Raw genomic sequence first — 21,984 nt, 5'->3', positions numbered from 1 at the left:
GGTTACATTCCGAACCCGGAAGCTAAGCCTCACAGCGCCGATGGTACTGCAGGGGGGACCCTGTGGGAGAGTAGGACGCCGCCGAACTATTATTAGAAGAGCTGGTCCCTGAACTTCGGTTCAGGGACCAGCTCTTTTTTGTTTTGCGACACTTGCCGTTCACGTTCCGCGGCCAACATCTGGAGGCATGGGGACAGTTGGCATGTTGCGAGCCGCAGGTGTCGGTGCCGGTGACGAGGTCATCGTGCCGGCATATGGAAACGTCGAGATCGCCGAGGCCGTGGTCCTGGCCGGGGCCGTGCCCGTGTTCGCGGACATAGATCGGGCGACGTACTGCCTTGATCCTGACGCGGTGAACGCCGCAGTTACCTCCCGTACGGCTGCCGTGGCCGTCGTGCACCGCTTCGGGCACCCGGCCGACGTCAGGCGGCTTCGGGACGTCGGGCAGCGGCACGGCATTCTCGTGCTGGAGCAGGGCGAGTCGGACGCACCGTACGACGAACTGGCGCAGCGGCGGGCGCACGCGGCCTATCTGAACGGTCGGCTGAGCGGTGTGGTGACCCCCGACGGCGTCGAGGGGCACAGCTATCAGCAGTATGTCGTGCGTGTGCCCGGCAATGGGCGGCCGGACCGGGACGCGTTCGCGCGTGCCGTGCGGGCCAAGGGAATTGAGTGCCGGGTGCCCGTGAAGACACCCGCTCATCGGACGCCGAAGTTCTGGCGGGACGTCTATCTGCCGGAGACCGAGCGTGCCGCGGACGACACGCTCGCGTTGCCGGTCGACGCTTCGATGTCGCGGCGTGAACTACAGAAGGTCGTGTCCGCCTGCAACGCGCTCGGTGGACTTCTCCAGCCGGCCTTCTAGGAACCCGTTTCCTGGGGGGCCTTCTTGGTGTGGGACGCGAAGAACTTCCACATCAGGTCTGTCGCTTTGACGCCCGCGGTGGGGTCGGACATGCTGCCGCCCGCGCCGCCCGGCCATGAGTGGCCCATGTCGGGCAGCCGGTAGACGACCACGTCCGAGCCGTCGCGGCACTCGGCCGTAGTCCTGCTGATCTTCTTCTCGAGCTTCTCGGGGCGGCTCGTCTTGCAGGACAGTCGCTTCTGCCAGGCCGTGATGCCCTCGTCCATCCCCGTGTAGTGCTCGTCGAGGCCGCCGATGAAGGTGACCACGGAGACCGGGGTCTTCGGCATGTACGAGTCCGTCGCCGAGTCGGGGCCGAGATAGCCGCCGCTGACCGGGGCGATGGCCGCGAAGGTGTCGGGGAGCTCGACCGCCAGCTTGAAGGACATGTCGCCGCCGTTGGATATGCCGGTCGCGTAGACGCGGTCCGGATCGGCGTTCCAGGTGCCGGTCAGCCTCTTCGTCATCGTACGGATGAAGCCCACGTCGTCCTCGGTGCCGCAGCAGATCAAGGCGTTGAAGCCTCGGTTGAGGCCGTCGGGGTAGGCGACGAGGAAGTTCTCCTTGTCCGCCTTGGCGCTGAGGCCGCTGATCGCGGCCGCTGCCGCGCCGTCGGCCGGATAGGGGTGCATGGCGATGACCAGCGGGAGCTTCTCGGTGCGTGAGTAGCCGGGTGGGGCGTGCACCGTGTAGACGCGCTTCTTGCCCTTCCAGGTGAGCGTGACCTTCTGGTCGCCGGGGCGCGGGGTCTCCGCGCTCCGCGGCTTCTTGGTGGGCTTCTGGTCCGCCGCGTCGTCGTCGGATCCACAGGCCCCGACCGGCAGGAGCAGGGCTGCCAGCGCCAGGGGTAAGAAGTACCGCATGGATGTTCCACGTCGGGTCGGCATGGGCGCAGAGTGGCAGTGGCCGTGCGGGCGGTCCAGAGGAACGGTCGGTTCGAGGCACCTTCGCTTTCGGGTATGATCTATTCCGTTGCCAAGCGGGAAACCGCGAAGCGCAACAGGCCCCTATAGCTCAGTCGGTAGAGCGTCTCCATGGTAAGGAGAAGGTCAGCGGTTCGATTCCGCTTGGGGGCTCAGAGAGTAAGTAAGGAAAGTCCCCGCCCAGTTGGGCGGGGACTTTCCTGTTCCCCGGGGGCCCTTGGGCCCCCGGGCGCGGTTCTTCAGTCCTTCTGGAGGCCGGGGACGCGCATCGCGAGGATCGCCATGTCGTCCGACGGGGCGTCCGTCGCGAAGCGTTCCACCGCGCGCATGATGCGGGCCGCGACCGCGCCCGCTGTGAGGCCCGTGCACGTGGTGAGGACGTCCGCGAGGCCGTCGTCGCCGAGCATGCGGGTGCCCTCGCGGCGCTCGGTGACGCCGTCCGTGACGCAGAGCAGGACGTCGCCGGGGTCGAGCGTCATCGTCTGTTCGTAGAGTTCCAGGTCTTCCATGACGCCGAGGAGCGGCTGCGGTTCCGCGTACGGCTCGACCGTGCCGTCCTGGCGCAGGCGGAGCGGGAGCGGATGGCCGGCGCAGACGATCTTCAGGACGGCCGAGCCGTCCTCCTGCGGCCACAACTCCCCGTAGAGGAGGGTGAGGAAGCGGCTGCGGGCGCCTTCGTCGAGGATTGCGGCGTTCAGGCGCTCCAGGACCGCGGGGCCGCCGAAGCCCTCGCGGGCCAGGAGGCGCAGGGCGTGGCGGGCCAGGCCGGTGACCGCGGCGGCCTCCGGGCCCGTGCCGCAGACGTCGCCGATCGCGAAGCCGTACGCGCCGTCGCGGATGGGGAAGAGGTCGTAGAAGTCGCCGCCGACCTCATTGCCCTCGCCGGCCGCGCGGTAGATGACCTCGACCTCGACGCCCGGGATCTGCGGGAGGCCCGGGGGCAGCAGGCTGCGCTGGAGGGACTGGCTGATGGCCATGCGCTCCGAGTACAGGCGGGCGTTGTCCAGGGCGAGGGCCGCTCGGCGGGACAGGTCCTCGGCCAGTTCCAGGATCTCCTGGCGGAAGTGCTCGTCGGAGGGCTTGCCCAGGGTGAGCATGCCGATGACGCGGTTGCGGGCGACCAGGGGCAGGACGACCGTCTCGCCGCCCACCGCCGATGCCGTGGAGAGCGTCGTGCCGATGCCTCCGCCCAGGTTCATGGGCTCACCGAGGCCGAGGCTGCGCATAGAGGTGCGCAGGGCGGCCTGGTGGGCGGCTTCCGAGGGGGCGGCCCAGACGCGGGCTCCGGGGGTCGGCACGGGGTCGGGAGGGGCGATCTTGGAGAGGAGTGCCTTCAGGCCGTCGATGCGCTCCTCGTCCTCATGGAGGACGTACGAGAGATAGGGCTCGGACGACTGGTCGGCGATCGTGTAGACGGCGCACCAGGTGGCGAGCGTCGGGACCGTCATCTGGGCCATGAGGGCCAGCGTCTGGTCGCGGTCCAGGGTGCCCGCGAGGAGGTCGGAGGCCTCGACGAGGAAGGAGAGCGAGCCGCGGCGCAGGCGTTCGAGCTCGCCGAGGCGCGCGGACTCCACGGCGAGGGCGATGCGGTCGGCGGCGAACTGGAGGCGCAGGGCCTCTTCGTTCGAGTACCGGTCGGGGGACTCGGCGGCGACGCCCAGGGAGCCCGTGAGGCGCCCCTCGACCTTCAGGGGGACCGTGACCACGGAGCGCATGCCCGTGCCGTTGAGGAGCGGTACGGCGCCGGGGACGACCGTGAGGTCCTCGTGGACGGCCGGCATGCGTGCGGAGCCGTAGCGTCCGGGGCCCGCCTCCACGGGGACGCGGGCGAAGCGCTGGCGGGCGGAGGGCAGGCCCGTGGAGGCGCGGACCTCCAGTTCCGTCTCGTCGTCCGTGGCGAGGAGCAGGAAGGCGGCGTCGCCGTCGAGCATGTCGCGGGCGCGTTCGACCGTGCGCTGGAGCAGTCCGTCGAGGTCGTCCGGCGCCGGGGAGCCGATGAAGACCTCGAAGGGGTCGGCGGTGTGCGACTCCGTGAGCGCCCCGGGCTCGGGGGCGGGGCCGCGCAGCGGGGTCTGCAGGACGGCGCGCTCGTCGTCGCGCACGAGCAGGCAGACCGTGGACGGTTCGCCGTCGGTGTCGCGGACGCGCAGGTGCGATGCGTAGACCGGGGTCACGCGGCCGTCGGAGCCGCGGATGCCATAGCTGCCCTCCCAGCGGGAGAGTTGGAGCGCTTCCACGATGCCGGTGCTGGTGCCCGGGGTGTGCGGCCAGGCGGCGAAGTCGGTGAGGGGTTTGCCGGTGACTTGTTCGGAGGCGTACCCGAAGAGCTCCTCCGCGTCTTCGTTCCAGGCGGAGACCGCGCCCACGCGGTCGATCTGGATGACGGCGACGCGGACGCGGCCGTCGGTGAGCGGGAGCATCTCGGCGGGCAGGGCGGGGCCGGCGGCGCGGGTGCCCACCGAGCGGTCGGGGAGGTCGAGTTGGAACCAGACCTGCTTCTGCGTGGGGGTGTAGTCGACGCCCCAGCGGGTGGCGAGCGCCGCGCACAGCTGGAGGCCGCGGCCGCCCTCGCGGTCCGGGTTGCCCATGTTCACGGCGGACTGCTGGAGCGGGATCTCGCGTTCCGGATAGTGGTCGGAGACCTCGATGCGTACGGCGTCCTCGCTGCGCAGACAGAGGACGTCCGCGGCGGTGCCTGCGTGCACCACGGCATTGGTGACGAGCTCGCTGGTGAGGACGACCGCGTCGTCGACGATGTCCGTGAACCCCCAGCCCTGGAGGGTGTCGCGGACGAAGGAGCGGGCCGTCGCGACGGACCGCCCGACGGGGTCGAAAGTCGCAGCCGCGCGCGCGGTGATCACAGAACTCCTCGTACGAGTATCGACGCCCAGATCTCCCACCATGGTGCGGCCGCCCCTCCGATGCCCGCTTGTACGTGTGCCACCGCCCAGGCCGGGCAGGACCGGGGTGGTTGGACAGCCGGATGCCAGGTTACTTACCTTCGCCGTCCATGCTGATGCCGGTCGTCAGTGTTTCCGCCCGGAGGGTGTGCGGACGGTGTGCGAAGCTGCCGAACTGTTATGGCCTGGTTCAGCCATGGTGAAACACTGGGCAAGCTTCTTGGAGAGAGCCCAGGTAACCCGAGCAGTACGGTCGACCCTTGCGGGAGGGACACAGTGGAGTCTGGCGCAGCGACGCGGGGCACTAAAACGCGTGCGAAAGACGGACAGTCCCAGAGTAAACAGCGCAAACCGCGCCATGGGGCGACTACGTCAGTGGACACGGCGGCCCTGAACAGGTTGCTCGCGGCGCTCGCGGCCATGCGGGACGGAAACTTCCGCAAGCGGCTCACGGTCTCCGGTGACGACGTCATGTCCGAGATCGCCGCCGTCTTCAACGAGGTGGCCGACCGGAATCTGCATCTGACCGGTGAGCTTTCCCGGGTGCGGCGCATGGTCGGACGTGAGGGAAAGCTCACGGAGCGGCTGGAGAGCGGCGCCAGTGAGGGCTCGTGGGCGGCGGCGATCGACGCGTCGAACGCCCTCGTCGACGATCTCGTACGTCCCGTCTCCGAGGTCGGCCGGGTGCTCTCCGCGGTCGCGGAGGGCGACCTGGAGCAGCGGATGGAGCTGCGGGCCCAGGTGGACGAGGGGAACGGCCATCCGCTGCGCGGGGAGTTCCTGAAGGTCGGCCGGACGGTCAACAACCTGGTCGACCAGCTCTCGACGTTCACCGACGAGGTCACGCGCGTGGCCAGCGAGGTGGGTACCGAGGGCAAGCTGGGTGGCCAGGCGCGGGTGCGTGGAATGTCCGGTTCGTGGAAGGATCTCACGGATTCGGTGAACACCATGGCGTACCGGCTCACCGCGCAGGTACGTGACATTGCTCTCGTCACCACGGCGGTCGCCAAGGGTGACTTGTCCCGGAAGGTGACGGTTCACGTCGCCGGCGAGATGCTGGAGCTGAAGAACACCGTCAACACGATGGTGGACCAGCTCTCGTCGTTCTCCTCCGAGGTGACCCGTGTCGCGCGCGAGGTGGGCACGGAGGGTGAGCTCGGCGGCCAGGCGCAGGTGCCCGGTGTGGCGGGCGTGTGGAAGGACCTCACCGATTCGGTGAATCTTATGGCTGGCAACCTCACCGCCCAGGTGCGGGGGATCGCCCAGGTCACGACGGCCGTCGCGAACGGCGATCTGTCCCAGAAGGTCACGGTGAGCGCGCGCGGCGAGGTCGCGCAACTCGCCGAGACCATCAACCAGATGACCGAGACGCTGCGTACGTTCGCGGACGAGGTCACCCGGGTCGCGAACGAGGTCGGTGCCGAGGGGCAGCTGGGCGGTCAGGCGAACGTGCCGGGCGCCGCGGGCACGTGGAAGGACCTCACCGACTCGGTGAACACGGTCTTCAGGAACCTCACCACGCAGGTGCGGGACATCGCGACGGTGACGACGGCGGTCGCCAACGGTGATCTGTCGCAGAAGGTCACCGTCGATGTCGCGGGCGAGATGCTCGAGCTGAAGAACACCGTGAACACGATGGTGGACCAGCTCTCCGCCTTCGGTGCCGAAGTGACGCGCGTGGCGCGGGAGATCGGTGTCGAGGGTGAGCTCGGCGGTCAGGCGCAGGTGCAGGGTGCGGCCGGTACGTGGAAGGACCTGACGGACTCGGTCAACACCGCCTTCCGCAACCTCACGGGCCAGGTCCGCAACATCGCGCAGGTGACGACGGCGGTCGCCAACGGCGATCTGTCGCAGAAGGTCACCGTCGACGTCTCCGGCGAGATGCTTCAGTTGAAGAACACCGTGAACACGATGGTGGACCAGCTGTCGTCCTTCGCCGATCAGGTCACGCGGATGGCACGTGACGTGGGCACGGAAGGCCGCCTCGGCGGCCAGGCGCGCGTGGACGGCGTCAGCGGCACCTGGAAGGAACTGACCGACTCCGTCAACTTCATGGCGGGGAACCTGACGTCGCAGGTGCGTCAGATCGCCCAGGTCACGACGGCGGTGGCGCGGGGCGACCTGTCGCAGAAGATCGACGTGGACGCGCGCGGCGAGATCCTGGAGCTGAAGAACACCATCAACACGATGGTCGACCAGCTCTCCGCCTTCGCCGACCAGGTGACCCGGGTGGCCCGCGAGGTGGGCACGGAGGGCCGCCTGGGCGGGCAGGCGCAGGTGCCCGGCGTGGCCGGCGTATGGCGCGATCTGACCGACTCGGTGAACGGCATGGCCGGCAACCTCACCGCTCAGGTGCGCAACATCGCGCAGGTCGCGACCGCGGTGGCGCGGGGCGACCTGTCGCAGAAGATCGACGTGGACGCGCGCGGCGAGATCCTGGAGCTGAAGAACACCCTCAACACGATGGTGGACCAGCTGTCGGCCTTCGCCGAGCAGGTGACGCGGGTGGCCCGCGAGGTGGGCACCGACGGCATCCTGGGCGGCCAGGCGGAGGTGCAGGGCGTCTCCGGCACCTGGAAGGACCTCACGCAGTCCGTGAACGGCATGGCGAACAACCTGACCCTTCAGGTCCGCAACATCGCCGAGGTCACCACGGCCGTCGCCATGGGCGACCTCTCCAAGAAGATCACCGTCGACGCGAAGGGCGAGATCCTCGAGCTCGTCACCACCGTGAACACGATGGTCGACCAGCTCTCCAACTTCGCCGAGCAGGTCAACCGCGTGGCCCGCGAGGTGGGCACCGAGGGCAACCTGGGCGGCCAGGCACGGGTTCCGGGCGTCACCGGCACCTGGAAGGACCTGAGCGACAACGTCAACCTGATGGCGAACAACCTGACCGGCCAGGTGCGCAACATCTCCCAGGTCGCGGCGGCGGTCGCCAACGGAGACCTGACCAAGAAGGTCACCGTCGAGGCGCGCGGCGAGGTCGCGCAGCTCGCCGACACAGTCAACACGATGGTGAAGACGCTGAGTTCGTTCGCGGACGAGGTGACCCGCGTGGCCCGCGAGGTGGGCACCGACGGCATCCTCGGCGGCCAGGCCCGCGTACCCGGAGTGTCGGGTACGTGGAAGGACCTGACGGAGTCCGTGAACGGCATGGCCTCCAACCTGACCGGACAGGTCCGCAACATCGCGATGGTCACCACTGCGATCGCCAAGGGCGACCTGACCAAGAAGATCGACATCGACGCCCGGGGCGAGATCCTCGAACTCAAGACCACCATCAACACGATGGTCGACCAGCTGTCGTCCTTCGCCGAGCAGGTCACGCGCGTGGCCCGCGAGGTGGGCACGGAAGGGCAGTTGGGTGGTCAGGCGCGGGTGCGGGACGTCGACGGGACGTGGCGCGACCTCACGGAGTCCGTGAACGAGATGGCAGGGAACCTGACGCGTCAGGTGCGCGCCATCGCCGAGGTCGCCACCGCGGTGACGCGCGGAGACCTGAACCTGAAGATCGACGTCGACGCGGCGGGCGAGATCCAGGTTCTGCAGGACAACATCAACTCGATGATCGCCAACCTCCGCGACACCACCCTGGCCAACAAGGAACAGGACTGGCTCAAGGGCAACCTCGCCCGCATCTCCGGTCTGATGCAGGGCCGTCGCGACCTGGAGGACGTCGCCTCGCTGATCATGAGCGAGCTGACGCCGGTGGTCTCCGCGCAGCACGGCGCCTTCTTCCTGGCGCTGCCCACGGACGACGCCGCGGAGCCCGGCGCCGAGCAGGGGGACGCGTACGAACTGCGCATGATGGGCAGTTACGGCTACTCCATGGGCTCCATGCCGACGTCCTTCCGGCCCGGCGAGACGCTCATCGGCACCGCCGCGCAGGAGCGGCGCACCATCCTCGTGGAGAACGCGCCCTCCGGCTATCTGCGGATCGCCTCCGGCCTCGGCGAGGCGCCGCCCGCCCAGGTGATCGTCCTTCCGGTGCTCTTCGAAGGGACCGTCCTCGGCGTGATCGAGCTGGCCGCCTTCCAGGCGTTCACGCAGATCCAGAAGGACTTCCTCAGCCAGATCGCCGAGATGATCGCGACGAGCGTCAACACCATCAGCGTCAACACGAAGACCGAGGTGCTGCTCAAGCAGTCGCAGGAGCTCACCGAGCAACTGCGGGAACGTTCGGCCGAGTTGGAGAACCGGCAGAAGGCCCTGCAGGACTCGAACGCCGAACTGGAGGAGAAGGCCGAGCTGCTTGCCCAGCAGAACCGCGACATCGAGGTCAAGAACACCGAGATCGAAGAGGCCAGGCAGGTCCTGGAGGAGCGTGCCGAACAACTCGCCGTCTCCATGCGCTACAAGTCCGAGTTCCTGGCGAACATGTCGCACGAGCTGCGTACGCCGCTCAACTCCCTGCTGATCCTCGCCAAGTTGCTCGCCGACAACGCCGACGCCAACCTCACCCCCAAGCAGGTGGAGTTCGCCGAGACGATCCACGGGGCGGGCTCGGACCTGCTCCAGCTCATCAACGACATCCTCGACCTGTCGAAGGTCGAGGCGGGCAAGATGGACGTCTCCCCGACGCGCATCGCGCTCGTCCAGCTCGTGGACTACGTAGAGGCCACTTTCCGGCCGCTGACCGCGGAGAAGGGACTCGACTTCTCCGTACGCGTGTCTCCGGAGCTGCCCGCGACGCTGCACACGGACGAGCAGCGGCTCCTCCAGGTGCTGCGCAACCTCCTGTCCAACGCGGTGAAGTTCACCGACTCCGGAGCGGTCGAGCTGGTGATCCGGCACGCGAACGCCGACGTGCCCAACGCCATCCGTGAGCAGCTCCTGGAGGCCGGTTCGCTGCGGGACGCGGACGCGGATCTGATCGCCTTCTCGGTGAGCGACACCGGCATCGGAATCGCCGGCAGCAAGATGCGGGTCATCTTCGAGGCGTTCAAGCAGGCCGACGGGACGACGAGCAGGAAGTACGGCGGCACCGGTCTCGGGCTCTCCATCAGCCGGGAGATCGCGCGGTTGCTCGGCGGAGAGATCCACGCGGCGAGCGAACCGGGCCGCGGCTCGACGTTCACGCTCTATTTGCCGCTGCACCCGAGCGAACTGCCTCCCCAGGGCTACACGCAGCTGGCGCCCCTGCCGGGGACGCCGTCGCGGCCCGCCCTGGAGGAGGGCGCGTCCACGGCCGAGCAGCCGCCCCAGAGCGAGGGGACCGCACGGCCGAGCCTCGACGCGGTACCGGAGTCCGGCACGCTCTTCAGGCGCCGCCGTCGCGCCGCGCACGCCTCGTCGGAGCAGCCGCCGGTGCTGCCCGGGCAGGGGCCGACGGGGCCTCAGGAGGAGCGCTCGCAGGAGCAGTGGCCGACCGCCGGGCAGGAGGCGCCCGAGGGGCGTCCCGGCTATCAGTTCGGCGGCGAGAAGGTGCTCATCGTCGACGACGACATCCGTAATGTGTTCGCGCTCACCAGCGTCCTGGAGCAGCACGGGCTCTCGGTGCTGTACGCGGAGAACGGCCGCGAGGGCATCGAGGTCCTGGAACAGCACGACGACGTGACGGTCGTCCTGATGGACATCATGATGCCGGAGATGGACGGGTACGCGACGACGACGGCGATCCGCAGGATGCCGCAGTTCGCCGGACTGCCGATCATCGCGCTCACCGCGAAGGCCATGAAGGGCGACCGGGAGAAGGCGATCGACTCCGGAGCCTCCGATTACGTTACGAAGCCGGTCGACCCGGATCATCTGCTCTCGGTGATGGAGCAGTGGATGCGCGGGGAGTGACCGAGAAGGGGCTTCATTACGCGGAGTTGCTGACAGAGTGTGGCCGAAGCCGTGTAGAACCACGGTATTCGGGGAACCTTCTGGTCTCCCACTGCGTTTCTGCTACGTGCACAGTGACATCGCGGTGACAGGGTGTGGCGACAGGCGGGGTGCGGCTACGATGACCGGCACAAGGACGGACGGCGTAAGGGAGTCGTCCCCTGGGGCGGCGCCCGGTGTACCGCCGGGGCGAGGAGGGCGGGCCATGGTGCAGAAGGCCAAGATCCTCCTGGTCGATGACCGGCCGGAGAATCTGCTGGCGCTGGAGGCCATCCTCTCTGCGCTCGATCAGACCCTGGTACGGGCATCGTCCGGGGAGGAAGCGCTCAAGGCACTACTCACGGACGACTTCGCGGTCATTCTGCTGGACGTCCAGATGCCAGGCATGGACGGTTTCGAGACCGCCGCGCACATCAAGCGGCGAGAACGGACCCGGGACATCCCGATCATCTTCCTCACCGCCATCAACCACGGCCCGCACCACACGTTCCGCGGTTACGCGGCCGGTGCGGTGGACTACATCTCCAAGCCGTTCGATCCGTGGGTGCTGCGCGCGAAGGTCTCGGTGTTCGTCGAGCTCTACATGAAGAACTGCCAACTGCGGGAGCAGGCAGCGCTGCTGCGTCTCCAGCTCGAAGGCGGTGGCAAGTCCACGGCGGGTGACGCCAAGGAGCCCGCGGGGCTTCTCGCGGAGCTCTCCGCGCGCCTGGCGGCCGTCGAGGAACAGGCGGAAGCGCTCTCGAAACAGCTCGATGACGACTCGGCGGATGCCGCCGCTGTCGCCACCGCAGCCCATCTCGAACGCAAACTCACCGGCCTGCGGCGGGCTCTTGACGCCTTGGAGCCGGGCACCGGCAGTGGTGCGCCTTCGGTGTCCTCGCAGAGCTGATCCGGCGCGGACGCCGGGCAGAAGCCGACGCGAAGGCGGTGAACGTCCGTCAGTTCACCGCCCTCGCAAGGGCGACACAAACGGGTGAAGCAGTAGGCACACGTGTCCACGGTGGCCTCCACCGGTAACCTCAGACCCATGGCCTCACGTCCGTCCGCAGCCAAGAAGACGCCCGCGAAGAAGGCGGCCGCGCCCACAAAGGCTCCGGCGAAGAAGGCCGTCGCCAAGAAGCCGCCCGCCAAGAAGGCTCCGGCGAAGAAGGCGCCCGCCAAGAAAGCCGTGGCGAAGAAGCCCGCGCCCAAGCCGGCGCCCAGTCCCACGGGCGGCGTGTACCGCCTCGCGCGCGCCCTCTGGCTCGGTCTCGCGCACAGCGTGGGCGCGCTGTTCCGCGGCATAGGGCGCGGCGCGAAGGGACTCGATCCGGCACACCGCAAGGACGGCGTCGCACTGCTGCTGCTCGGCATCGCGCTGATCGTCGCCGCGGGCACGTGGTCGAACCTGCGGGGTCCCGTGGGCGATCTCGTCGAGATGCTGGTGACCGGCGCGTTCGGCCGCCTCGATCTGCTCCTTCCGATACTGCTCGCGGTCATCGGCGTACGCCTCATCCGGCACCCCGAGAAGCCCGACGCGAACGGCCGCATCGTGATCGGCCTGTCCGCGCTCGTCATCGGCGTGCTCGGCCAGGTGCACATCGCCTGCGGTTCGCCCGCCCGTGCGGACGGCATGGAGGCCATAAGGGACGCGGGCGGTCTCATCGGCTGGGCCACGTCCACCCCGCTGATCTTCACCATGGGCGAGGTCCTCGCCGTACCGCTGCTCGTCCTGCTGACCGTCTTCGGGCTGCTCGTGGTCACCGCGACGCCCGTCAACGCCATCCCGCAGCGGCTGCGGCTGCTCGGCACCAGGCTCGGCATCGTCCAGGCGGAGCCCGAAGCGGAGCAGGGCGACTACGCGGACGACGAGCGGTACGACGAGCAGTGGCGCGAGGCGCTGCCCGCCCGCTCCCGCAGGCGCTCCGAGGCGCCTGAGGCGTACGCCCCGGACCAGGCCGAGGAAGAGGCGCTCACGCGGCGGCGCAGGCCCCGCAGGGCGTCCGCACAGCCCTCCCTGGACCGGCCGATGGACGCGGTGGACGTGGCGGCCGCCGCTGCCGCCGCCCTGGACGGCGCGGTCCTGCACGGAATGCCGCCCTCGCCGCTGGTCGCCGACCTCACGCAGGGCGTCTCCGGGGAGCGCGCCGAGAAGCCCGCGCAGGAGGAGCAGCCGGAGGAGAGCTCCGCGCCGGTGCCGAGCGCGCGCGCCACGGACAGCCCGCCGCCCGGCGTGCTCCGCAAGAAGCCGGGGGAGTCGCGCGACGCGTCCGCCTCCGGCGTGAAGGACCTGACGAAGGCCGCCCCGGAACAGCCGAGGGACCTCCCGCCGCGCGCCGAGCAGCTACAGCTCGCGGGGGACATCACGTACTCGCTGCCCTCGCTCGACCTGCTGGAGCGCGGCGGCCCCGGCAAGACCCGCAGCGCGGCAAACGACGCGGTCGTCGCCTCGCTCAGCAACGTCTTCACCGAGTTCAAGGTCGACGCGGACGTCACCGGCTTCACGCGCGGCCCGACGGTCACGCGGTACGAGATCGAGCTCGGCCCGGCCGTGAAGGTCGAGAAGATCACCGCTCTGGCCAAGAACATCGCGTACGCGGTCGCCAGCCCCGACGTCCGCATCATCAGCCCCATCCCCGGCAAGTCCGCGGTCGGCATCGAGATCCCGAACACCGACCGCGAGATGGTCAACGTCGGAGACGTGCTGCGTCTCGCGGACGCGGCCGAGGACGACCACCCGATGCTGGTCGCGCTCGGCAAGGACGTCGAGGGCGGCTACGTCATGGCCAACATGGCGAAGATGCCGCACATCCTGGTCGCCGGAGCCACCGGCTCCGGAAAGTCGTCCTGCATCAACTGTCTGATCACGTCGATCATGATGCGGGCGACCCCCGAGGACGTACGGATGGTCCTCGTCGACCCCAAGCGCGTCGAGCTCACCGCGTACGAGGGCATCCCGCACCTGATCACGCCGATCATCACCAACCCCAAGCGGGCCGCCGAGGCGCTCCAGTGGGTCGTACGCGAGATGGATCTGCGCTACGACGACCTGGCGGCGTTCGGCTACCGGCACATCGACGACTTCAACCAGGCCGTCCGTGACGGCAAGCTCAAGACGCCCGAGGGCAGCGAGCGGGAGCTCAGCCCCTACCCGTACCTCCTGGTGATCGTCGACGAGCTCGCCGACCTGATGATGGTCGCCCCGCGCGACGTGGAGGACTCGATCGTCCGCATCACGCAGCTCGCCCGTGCGGCGGGCATCCACCTGGTGCTCGCCACGCAGCGGCCGTCCGTGGACGTCGTGACCGGTCTGATCAAGGCGAACGTGCCGTCGCGGCTCGCCTTCGCCACCTCCTCGCTCGCCGACAGCCGCGTCATCCTCGACCAGCCCGGTGCCGAGAAGCTGATCGGCAAGGGTGACGGGCTCTTCCTGCCGATGGGTGCGAACAAGCCCACCCGAATGCAGGGCGCCTTCGTCACCGAGGACGAGATCCACGCGGTCGTCCAGCACTGCAAGGACCAGATGGCGCCCGTCTTCCGGGAGGACGTCACCGTGGGGACCAAGCAGAAGAAGGAGATCGACGAGGACATCGGCGACGACCTCGATCTGCTGTGCCAGGCCGCTGAGCTGGTGGTTTCCACTCAGTTCGGGTCCACGTCGATGCTTCAGCGCAAGCTGCGGGTCGGCTTCGCGAAGGCCGGACGGCTCATGGACCTCATGGAATCGCGCGGCATCGTGGGCCCCAGCGAGGGCTCCAAGGCTCGTGACGTTCTTGTGAAGGGCGACGAGCTGGATGGCGTGCTGGCCGTGATCCGGGGGGAGGCTCACCCATAAGGGTGCGGCAGGCAACCGTTTCCCCTGGGCATACGTCAAGTTGAGGGGAGGGACAACACCATGCACCACCATCAGGATGTCCGGCCATTCCGATGGCGTACAAACTCCGTCGCCCAGTTGCCCCACCCTTCGCGAACCCCCCTAGACTGAGCATCCGGCAGGTGGCTACACGCTCGAAAGGCGCCCCCGTGTCCATCGGCAACTCCCCTGAAGACGACCGCCCTTCAGACCACCGACCCACTGACGACCGGCCCGTTGACGACCGTCCGGCAGCTGAGAGCCCGGCTGACGACCGGCCCTCGATCGGGCGCACGCTGCAGCAGGCACGCATCGACGCGGGCCTGACCGTCGACGAAATCAGCTCGACCACCCGGGTGCGCATCCCGATCGTGCACGCGATCGAACAGGACGACTTCTCCCGGTGTGGCGGAGATGTGTACGCCCGCGGCCACATCAGGACGCTCGCCCGCGCCGTGGGGATCGACCCCGCCCTGCTGCTGGCGCAGTACGACGCGGCGCACGGCGGGCACCCGCCGGCGCCCACCCCGGCGGCCCCGCTCTTCGAGGCCGAGCGGATCAGGTCCGATCCGCGCCGTCCCAACTGGACCGCGGCCATGGTGGCCGCGATCGTCGCCGTCATCGGTTTCGTCGGCTTCACCGCGTTCAGCGGCGGGGACGACGACAACGGATCGAAGTCGCAGGTCGCCGAGGGCTCCACGCCCGCCACCAGCAAGCCCGCCACGAAGCCGGCTCCGAACAAGCCGGCCGACCCCAAGCCGGACCCGTCGGACAGCGCGATCGCCGGCGCCCCCCGGGACAAGGTCACGGTCAAGGTCAACGCCGCGGACGGCCGCAGCTGGATCTCGGCCAAGGACCACAACGGCCGGACGCTCTTCGACGGCGTCCTGGAGCAGGGCAAGTCGAAGACCTTCCAGGACAAGCAGAAGATCGACCTGGTCCTCGGCGACGCGGGCGCGATCAAGCTGTTCGTGAACGGCAAGGCGGTCGAGAACGAATTCGACCCCGGTCAGGTCGAGCGGCTCACGTACACCAAGGGTGATCCCGAGGTCGGCTGAGCCGTGTGACAGAGGCCCGGACCCTCGCGGCGGGGGCCCGGGCAGGGACAAAGTAGTCTTGAGAGCATGCCCGAACGCCGCACCGTCGCCCTTGTCACTCTTGGCTGCGCCCGTAACGAGGTGGACTCGGAGGAGCTCGCAGGCCGCTTGGAGGCGGACGGCTGGCAGCTCGTCGAGGCCGCCGAAGACGCGGACGTAGCCGTCGTCAACACCTGTGGATTCGTCGAAGCCGCCAAGAAGGACTCCGTCGACGCCCTCCTGGAAGCCAATGACCTCAAGGGGCACGGCAAGACCCAGGCCGTCGTGGCCGTCGGCTGCATGGCCGAGCGGTACGGCAAGGAGCTCGCCGAAGCCCTGCCCGAAGCCGATGGTGTCCTCGGCTTCGACGACTACTCCGACATCTCTTCCCGCCTGAACACCATCCTGAGCGGCGGCAGTGTCGAGGCTCACACCCCGCGCGACCGGCGCAAGCTGCTGCCGATCAGCCCCGCAGAGCGGCAGGAGGCGGGCTCCGACGTCGCGCTGCCCGGGCACGCGCCCGTGGACCTGCCCGACGGCCTCGCGCCCGCCTCGGGGCCGCGCGCCCCGCTGCGGCGACGCCTGGGCACCAACCCCGTCGCCTCGGTGAAGCTGGCCTCCGGCTGCGACCGGCGCTGCTCGTTCTGCGCCATCCCCTCCTTCCGCGGGTCCTTCATCTCGCGGCGCCCCTCGGACGTGCTCGGCGAGACGCGCTGGCTGGCCGAGCAGGGTGTCAAGGAGGTCATGCTCGTCTCCGAGAACAACACCTCGTACGGCAAGGACCTCGGCGACATCCGGCTCCTGGAGACGCTGCTGCCCGAGCTCGCCGCCGTCGACGGCATCGAGCGGGTGCGCGTCAGCTACCTGCAGCCCGCCGAGATGCGCCCCGGGCTCATCGACGTACTGACCTCCACGGAGAAGGTCGCCCCCTACTTCGACCTGTCCTTCCAGCACTCCGCTCCCGGCGTGCTGCGGGCGATGCGGCGCTTCGGTGACACCGACCGGTTCCTGGAGCTCCTGGACACCATCCGGACCAAGGCGCCGCAGGCAGGTGTGCGGTCCAACTTCATCGTGGGCTTCCCCGGCGAGACCGAGGCCGACGTGGACGAGCTCGAGCGGTTCCTCACGGGTGCGCGGCTGGACGCCATCGGCGTCTTCGGGTACTCCGACGAGGAGGGCACGGAAGCGGCGACGTACGACCACAAGCTGGACCAGGACGTCGTCGACGAGCGGCTCGCGCGCATCTCGCGGCTCGCCGAGGAGCTGACCTCACAGCGTGCCGACGACCGTCTCGGTGAGACCGTCGAGGTGCTTGTGGAGTCCGTGGACGAGGAGGACGGCGCGATCGGCCGGGCGGCTCACCAGGCGCCCGAGACGGACGGCCAGATCCGCTTCACGGGCCCCACGGGTGGGGACGACCTGCAGGTCGGTCGTATGGTCGTGGCAAAGGTGGTCGGCACGGAAGGCGTGGACCTGGTGGCTGAGTACAGCGAAATTCTGGGGGCCTCGCCCCGGATTCCGGCTGAGGAGGCGCGCAGATGACCGGTGTCCCGGCATCCGCGGCGGGCGGCTCCGGCGCGCAGGGCGCCAAGCCGGTGCGCGGTGGAAAGTTGGGCGCTGCGGCCGTCAACCAGGCCAGCGTGTGGAACGTCGCCAACCTGCTGACGGTGATCCGGCTGATCCTCGTGCCGGGTTTCGTGATGCTGCTGCTCGCCGACGGCGGGTACGACCCGGCCTGGCGCGCGTGGGCCTGGGCGGCCTTCGCCGTCGCCATGATCACCGACCTGTTCGACGGGCACCTGGCACGTACGTACAACCTGGTCACGGACTTCGGGAAGATCGCCGACCCCATCGCCGACAAGGCGATCATGGGCGCCGCGCTGATCTGCCTCTCCTACCTCGGCGATCTGCCCTGGTGGGTGACGGGCGTCATTCTCGGACGTGAGCTCGGGATCACCCTGCTGCGGTTCTGGGTGATCCGCTTCGGTGTCATTCCGGCCAGTCGCGGCGGCAAGATGAAGACGCTCTGGCAGGGCGTGGCCGTCGGGATGTACGTCCTGGCGCTGACCGGGCCGCTCGCCACGCTGCGGTTCTGGGTGATGGCGGTCGCCGTCGTCCTGACCGTGGTGACCGCGCTCGACTACGTGCGCCAGGCGGTCGTGCTGCGCCGCCTCGGTCTCGCGGAGGCGCGGGAAGCGGCCGCCGCTTCCGCCGCGGCCTCCGGCGAAGGGGCCCGGGAGTCGGCGACGTGATGTCCTCCGGGCCGGCTGCGGAGGTTCTGCGGCTCCTTCAGGCGCGCGGCGAGACGCTCGCGGTCGCCGAGTCGCTCACCGGCGGTCTGGTGGCCGCGGAGGTGACGGCGGTCCCCGGGGCCTCTCGGGTCTTCCGGGGGTCCGTGACGGCGTACGCGACCGAGCTGAAGCACGAGGTGCTCGGGGTCGACGGCACTCTGTTGGCCGAGCGGGGCGCCGTGGACGCAGAGGTGGCGCTGCAGATGGCGGCAGGTGTGCGCAAGGTCATGGGCGCGGACTGGGGGATCGCCACCACGGGCGTCGCGGGGCCCGATCCGCAGGACGGACAGGCGGTCGGCACCGTTTTCGTGGCGATCGACGGGCCGGATTCCCCGGTTGGCGGGTCGGCTTCCCCGGTTGGCGGGACGGGTTCCGCTCTTCGCTCTGAGGGGAAAGTAGCCGCTCTGAGGTTGAACGGTGAGCGTTCGGACATCCGTATGGAGAGTGTACGGAGCGTGCTCACGCTGCTGCTCGAGCGGCTGTCCGGCGAACGTACCGGGAATGGGCGGGCACAGGATACGGAACAGAACGGGGGGAATTGATGTTTGCAGCCCTGAGTGAACACGACATCGCTCCCCGCACGGCCGCCGCGCGAGGCGGTACGGTGGGGCGTGAAGGATGCGGCTACGCGGTCCGAGGAGGGAGCCACCGATGATTCTGCTCCGTCGCCTGTTGGGTGACGTGCTGCGTCGGCAGCGCCAGCGCCAGGGCCGTACTCTGCGCGAAGTCTCCTCGTCCGCCCGAGTCTCGCTCGGCTATCTTTCCGAGGTGGAGCGGGGGCAGAAGGAGGCATCCTCCGAGCTGCTTTCCGCGATCTGCGACGCGCTTGACGTACGGATGTCCGAGCTCATGCGCGAGGTGAGCGATGAGCTCTCTCTCGCCGAACTGGCTGCGTCGGCAGCGGCTACGGAACCGGTGCGCGCACCGGTTCGCCCGATGCTCAATTCCGTCTCGGTGAGCGGTGTGCCGCCGGAACGGGTGACGATCAAGGCGCCCGCGGAGGCAGTGGACGTCGTCGCCGCGTGATGCTGCGCTGACTGTGCATGCTGCTTGAGCGCTCAGAAGTGTGGGAAGCCCCGGCCGGGTCACTGGCCGGGGCTTCTGTCTGTCTCTTGCTCTCAGCCCTCTCAGCCCTCTCAGCCCTCTCAGCCCTCTCAGCCCTCTCAGCCCTCTCAGCCCTCTCAGTCCTCTCAGCTGACCCTGTCCTGAGATGCCCCAATTGGTGCACGTGTGCCATTGTTGGTGGGGATTTTCGATTACGGGGGTTTCATGAGCTTTGGAGGCCGAATGTACGTCGTGAAGAGCCCTCTGTCCGATGCGGATCTGAAGACGGTCTCGGACGCCCTGCAGGGGGCGCTCGTGGACCTGGTCGACCTCTCCCTGGTGGCCAAGCAGATCCACTGGAACGTGGTCGGCACGCGGTTCCGGTCCGTTCATCTCCAGCTCGACGAGGTCGTCGACACGGCGCGGACGCACTCCGACACGGTGGCCGAGCGGGCTTCCACCCTCGGCGTCTCGCCCGACGGGCGTGCGGCGACCGTGGCGCGGAGCAGTGGCATCGGGGACGTCGCCGGGGGCTGGGTCAAGGACGCGGACGCGGTGGGGACGCTCGTGGACGCGCTCGGTGCGGTGATCACGCGGATGCGGGAGCGCGTCGAGGCGACGGGCGAGGCGGATCCGGTGAGCCAGGACATCTTCATCGGGATCACGGCCGATCTGGAGAAGCATCACTGGATGTTCCAGGCGGAGAACGGCTGAGCGGGTCGATCGGGCTGATCGGGCCGAACTGACCGGCGGGCTGATCTGACTGGTCTGATCGGTCTGATCGGTCTGAGTGGGCTGGCTGATCTGGCCGTCTGGTCGGTCTGGTCGGTCTGGCCGGGCTGGCCGGGCTGGCCGGTCTGGTCGGTCTGGATGGGCTGGTCGGTCTGGATGGTCGCGGATCGTGGAGAGCGGGTGGTCCGGGTGGTGGTCGTGCCTCGTGTGCGCTGGGGTGCGCCCTCCCGCCCGGTCGCACCTGGCGTCTAGCGTCGACTGGGCGTCGGGTGTGGTGGGGGCGCGTGACGTGTGGCGTGTGCGGTGGGGTGTCGGACGGACGTCGGGCCTCGTACGGAGGTGGTGGCCGTGGCATGGAGAGTCGTGCGGTGGGCGCCGGCTCTGGCCCTCGGTGCGCTCTGGTGGTGGGGCGTGCTGCGGCTGGCGTTCGTGCCTGACGCGGGGGTTCTGGAGGGGGCGGTCGCGGCCGGCGGATGGGGGCTGAGTCTGCTGCCGGTGCACTGTGTGCCGAAGTCCCGGGCGGGGGTCGTCTTCCGGTCCAGGCGGAGCTCTCGGCGGCCGGACGGTTCGCTGCGGTGGCCTGGGGAGCGTACGGCCAAGGGCGCTGCGCAGACCGTCGGTGGCGCTGTCACCAAGGCATGGCGACGCCGCCGTTCGGGCGGAGGATCTGCCCCGTCGTGAAGGCGGACGCGTCGGACGCCAGGTGCAGGACGGCGTGCGCGATGTCCTCCGGTTCGCCGACGCGGCCCAGGGGGGACATGCGGACCATGAGGCCCTCGGTGTGCGCCTGGGCGTCGCTGTCGTGGCGGTCGGTCATGGGGGTGCGGATCCAGCCCGGCGCGACGGCGTTGACCCGGATGCCGTGCGGGCCCACCTCGGTGGCCAGTGTCTTCGTGAGCTGAACCACGGCGGCTTTCGCCGCGCCGTAGCAGAGGAGGCCGGGGCCGCCGGTGTCCACGGCGCCCGAGGCCATGGTGATGATGCTGCCGGGGCGGCGGGAGTCGTCGGTCCGGTCGGCGTTGGCCGCGATCATCGCGCGGGCCGCGGCCTGGCAGGCGTACAGGACGCCCTTGAAGTTGATGCTCAGGACCCGGTCGAGGTCCTCGTCGCTGGTCTCCAGGACCGGGCTGTTGTGCATGATCCCGGCGATGGCGGCCATGACGTCCAGGCGGCCGGTGGCCTCGGTGGCGGTTGCGACGGCCTGGTCGACCTGGGCCCTGTCGGCCACGTCCAGGGGGTGGGTGTGCGCGGTGCCGCCCGCGGTCTTGATGAGTGTGGCGGTCTCGTGGAGCCCCTGGGTGTCGCGGTCGGCGCAGTGGACGGTGGCGCCCGCTTCCGCGAGGAGCACGGCTGACGCCCGGCCGATGCCGCTGGCCGCGCCGGTGACGAATGCGGTGCGTCCGCTGAGGTCGTACGCCGTGAGGGGCATGACGGGACGGTACGGCGGGATCTGACGGGGCGTCAACTGGTGGGTGGGGGTGGGTTGCTGGGGGGTGGTGGTTGCTGGGTGTGCGGGGCTGGGGGTGGTGTGGGGTGTGGGGTGTTGGGCATCCGGGCGGGCTGGGTGGAGCGTGGGATGGATGTGGTTGCCGCCGGGGTCAGGGGGTCGGGCCCTGTTGGCAGGTGGGGCACCAGTACGTGGGGCGGCTGCGGGAGCCGTCGCCCTGCTCGCCCTTGCGGATGGGGGTGCCGCAGCGCAGGCAGGGGCGGGGTGCGCGGCCGTATACGTAGAGACGCTGGCCCGGGCGGTCGTGGCCCGTGGTGGTGCGCGACGGGCGGTCGCGGTTGGCTTCCAGGAGCTTCTTGGAGAGTGCGGGGACGCGGGCGGCCGTCTCGGCGGGGAGTTCGCCGACGGGGAGCCAGGGAGTGACGCCCAGGAGGAAGCAGATCTCGCTCTTGAATACGTTGCCGACGCCCGCGAGATTGCGCTGGTCCAGCAGGGCCTCGCCGAGGGGGCGCTCGGGGGTCGCGAGGAGATTGGCGAGGGCGAGCTCGGGGTCCCAGTCGGGGCCGAGGAGGTCGGGGCCGAGGTGGCCCACGGCCTTGTCCTCGTCGGCGGTGCGCAGGAGTTCGAGTACGGGCAGGCGGTAGCCGACGGCTGTGCGCTCGGCGGTGCCCAGGATCGCCCTGATCTGGTGCCCGGGGCCGCCGCTCCAGCGCTCGCCGGGGGCGTACAGCTTCCAGGAGCCGTCCATGCGGAGGTGGGAGTGCAGGGTGAGGCCGCCCTCGAAGCGGGTGAGGAGGTGCTTGCCGCGCGGGGTGACGTTCAGAACGGTGCGTCCGGTGAGGTCGACGGTCGCGAGCTTCGGGACGCGGAGGTCGGAGCGCGTGACGGTGTGCCCGGCGAGGGCGGTGTGCAGACGCCGGGCTGCCTGGTGGACGGTGTCGCCTTCGGGCATGGGTCCAGGGTGGCATGTGGGGGGTGGGGAGGGCGGGAGGTGCGGGGTGGGGGC

General features: G+C 69.5%; 15 protein-coding genes, 1 tRNA gene and 1 rRNA gene. 13 read left to right on the top strand and 4 right to left on the bottom strand.

The window, feature by feature from the left end:
- Positions 1 to 87, top strand: a 5S ribosomal RNA gene (gene rrf / locus ACZ6ZP_RS41330); the annotation flags it as partial.
- 115 nt (positions 88 to 202) lie between these two features.
- On the top strand, positions 203 to 865 hold the full coding sequence (locus tag ACZ6ZP_RS41325) for a DegT/DnrJ/EryC1/StrS family aminotransferase (protein ID WP_351173840.1): 663 nt from the start codon (positions 203 to 205) through the stop codon (positions 863 to 865).
- Here the strand turns inward: ACZ6ZP_RS41325 and ACZ6ZP_RS41320 are convergent.
- Positions 862 to 1,767: a CE1 family esterase gene (locus tag ACZ6ZP_RS41320; protein ID WP_469410443.1), complete on the bottom strand. Its 906-nt coding sequence runs from the start codon at positions 1,765 to 1,767 to the stop codon at positions 862 to 864. The genes ACZ6ZP_RS41325 and ACZ6ZP_RS41320 overlap by 4 nt on opposite strands.
- 140 nt (positions 1,768 to 1,907) lie before the next feature.
- Between ACZ6ZP_RS41320 and ACZ6ZP_RS41315 the strand changes: the two genes are divergently transcribed.
- Positions 1,908 to 1,980: transfer RNA gene (locus tag ACZ6ZP_RS41315), tRNA-Thr, on the top strand.
- Positions 1,981 to 2,066: 86 nt separating this feature from the next.
- Here the strand turns inward: ACZ6ZP_RS41315 and ACZ6ZP_RS41310 are convergent.
- On the bottom strand, positions 2,067 to 4,730 hold the full coding sequence (locus ACZ6ZP_RS41310) for a SpoIIE family protein phosphatase (protein ID WP_351173834.1): 2,664 nt from the start codon (positions 4,728 to 4,730) through the stop codon (positions 2,067 to 2,069).
- A gap of 273 nt (positions 4,731 to 5,003) precedes the next feature.
- Between ACZ6ZP_RS41310 and ACZ6ZP_RS41305 the strand changes: the two genes are divergently transcribed.
- The 10 genes from ACZ6ZP_RS41305 to ACZ6ZP_RS41260 all read left to right on the top strand — a co-directional run bounded on the left by ACZ6ZP_RS41305 (position 5,004) and on the right by ACZ6ZP_RS41260 (position 20,212).
- A complete protein-coding gene (locus tag ACZ6ZP_RS41305; protein ID WP_351173831.1) occupies positions 5,004 to 10,517 on the top strand; it encodes a HAMP domain-containing protein in 5,514 nt (1,837 codons plus the stop codon).
- A gap of 244 nt (positions 10,518 to 10,761) precedes the next feature.
- Entirely contained in the window at positions 10,762 to 11,445 is a 684-nt protein-coding gene (locus ACZ6ZP_RS41300; RefSeq protein ID WP_351173828.1) for a response regulator, read from the top strand.
- 138 nt (positions 11,446 to 11,583) lie between these two features.
- Entirely contained in the window at positions 11,584 to 14,370 is a 2,787-nt protein-coding gene (locus ACZ6ZP_RS41295) for a DNA translocase FtsK (RefSeq protein ID WP_366464499.1), read from the top strand.
- Between the two features lie 188 nt (positions 14,371 to 14,558).
- Entirely contained in the window at positions 14,559 to 15,446 is an 888-nt protein-coding gene (locus ACZ6ZP_RS41290) for a helix-turn-helix domain-containing protein (protein WP_351173823.1), read from the top strand.
- 66 nt (positions 15,447 to 15,512) lie between these two features.
- A complete protein-coding gene (gene rimO, locus ACZ6ZP_RS41285) occupies positions 15,513 to 17,006 on the top strand; it encodes a 30S ribosomal protein S12 methylthiotransferase RimO (protein WP_351173821.1) in 1,494 nt (497 codons plus the stop codon).
- Positions 17,003 to 17,716: a CDP-diacylglycerol--glycerol-3-phosphate 3-phosphatidyltransferase gene (gene pgsA, locus ACZ6ZP_RS41280; protein ID WP_351173818.1), complete on the top strand. Its 714-nt coding sequence runs from the start codon at positions 17,003 to 17,005 to the stop codon at positions 17,714 to 17,716. The genes rimO and pgsA overlap by 4 nt, the downstream gene beginning before the upstream one ends.
- Positions 17,716 to 18,297, top strand: coding sequence for a CinA family protein (locus tag ACZ6ZP_RS41275; protein WP_351173846.1), 582 nt, complete (start codon positions 17,716 to 17,718; stop codon positions 18,295 to 18,297). The genes pgsA and ACZ6ZP_RS41275 overlap by 1 nt, the downstream gene beginning before the upstream one ends.
- A gap of 109 nt (positions 18,298 to 18,406) precedes the next feature.
- Positions 18,407 to 18,781 carry a helix-turn-helix domain-containing protein gene (locus ACZ6ZP_RS41270; protein ID WP_160507571.1) on the top strand — a complete coding sequence of 125 codons (375 nt, stop codon included), beginning with the start codon at positions 18,407 to 18,409 and terminating at the stop codon, positions 18,779 to 18,781.
- Positions 18,782 to 19,042: 261 nt separating this feature from the next.
- Positions 19,043 to 19,513 carry a Dps family protein gene (locus ACZ6ZP_RS41265; protein ID WP_351173814.1) on the top strand — a complete coding sequence of 157 codons (471 nt, stop codon included), beginning with the start codon at positions 19,043 to 19,045 and terminating at the stop codon, positions 19,511 to 19,513.
- A 366-nt stretch (positions 19,514 to 19,879) separates the two neighbouring features.
- Positions 19,880 to 20,212: a hypothetical protein gene (locus ACZ6ZP_RS41260; protein WP_351173811.1), complete on the top strand. Its 333-nt coding sequence runs from the start codon at positions 19,880 to 19,882 to the stop codon at positions 20,210 to 20,212.
- Here the strand turns inward: ACZ6ZP_RS41260 and ACZ6ZP_RS41255 are convergent.
- Positions 20,160 to 20,960, bottom strand: a complete 801-nt coding sequence (locus ACZ6ZP_RS41255; RefSeq protein WP_469410442.1) for an SDR family NAD(P)-dependent oxidoreductase — start codon at positions 20,958 to 20,960, stop codon at positions 20,160 to 20,162. The two genes, ACZ6ZP_RS41260 and ACZ6ZP_RS41255, sit on opposite strands and share 53 nt — an antisense overlap.
- Before the next feature lie 169 nt (positions 20,961 to 21,129).
- Positions 21,130 to 21,930 carry an Fpg/Nei family DNA glycosylase gene (locus ACZ6ZP_RS41250; RefSeq protein ID WP_361468328.1) on the bottom strand — a complete coding sequence of 267 codons (801 nt, stop codon included), beginning with the start codon at positions 21,928 to 21,930 and terminating at the stop codon, positions 21,130 to 21,132.
- Between the last annotated feature and the right edge of the window lie 54 nt (positions 21,931 to 21,984).

Source organism: Streptomyces sp. NPDC054047 (genome assembly GCF_055585065.1).
The sequence above is the reverse complement of the archived record's forward strand: the minus strand, read 5'-3'. Positions and strand labels throughout refer to the sequence as shown.

Excerpts from the sequence above, each read along its gene's own strand:
- rimO (WP_351173821.1), top strand. The coding sequence starts at position 15,513 with ATGCCCGAACGCCGCACCGTCGCCCTTGTCACTCTTGGCTGCGCCCGT.
- ACZ6ZP_RS41275 (WP_351173846.1), top strand. The coding sequence starts at position 17,716 with ATGTCCTCCGGGCCGGCTGCGGAGGTTCTGCGGCTCCTTCAGGCGCGC.
- ACZ6ZP_RS41320 (WP_469410443.1), bottom strand. The coding sequence starts at position 1,767 with ATGCGGTACTTCTTACCCCTGGCGCTGGCAGCCCTGCTCCTGCCGGTC.
- ACZ6ZP_RS41255 (WP_469410442.1), bottom strand. The coding sequence starts at position 20,960 with ATGCCCCTCACGGCGTACGACCTCAGCGGACGCACCGCATTCGTCACC.
- ACZ6ZP_RS41295 (WP_366464499.1), top strand. The coding sequence starts at position 11,584 with ATGGCCTCACGTCCGTCCGCAGCCAAGAAGACGCCCGCGAAGAAGGCG.
- ACZ6ZP_RS41270 (WP_160507571.1), top strand. The coding sequence starts at position 18,407 with ATGATTCTGCTCCGTCGCCTGTTGGGTGACGTGCTGCGTCGGCAGCGC.
- ACZ6ZP_RS41265 (WP_351173814.1), top strand. The coding sequence starts at position 19,043 with ATGTACGTCGTGAAGAGCCCTCTGTCCGATGCGGATCTGAAGACGGTC.
- ACZ6ZP_RS41300 (WP_351173828.1), top strand. The coding sequence starts at position 10,762 with ATGGTGCAGAAGGCCAAGATCCTCCTGGTCGATGACCGGCCGGAGAAT.
- pgsA (WP_351173818.1), top strand. The coding sequence starts at position 17,003 with ATGACCGGTGTCCCGGCATCCGCGGCGGGCGGCTCCGGCGCGCAGGGC.
- ACZ6ZP_RS41310 (WP_351173834.1), bottom strand. The coding sequence starts at position 4,730 with ATGGTGGGAGATCTGGGCGTCGATACTCGTACGAGGAGTTCTGTGATC.
- ACZ6ZP_RS41325 (WP_351173840.1), top strand. The coding sequence starts at position 203 with ATGTTGCGAGCCGCAGGTGTCGGTGCCGGTGACGAGGTCATCGTGCCG.
- ACZ6ZP_RS41250 (WP_361468328.1), bottom strand. The coding sequence starts at position 21,930 with ATGCCCGAAGGCGACACCGTCCACCAGGCAGCCCGGCGTCTGCACACC.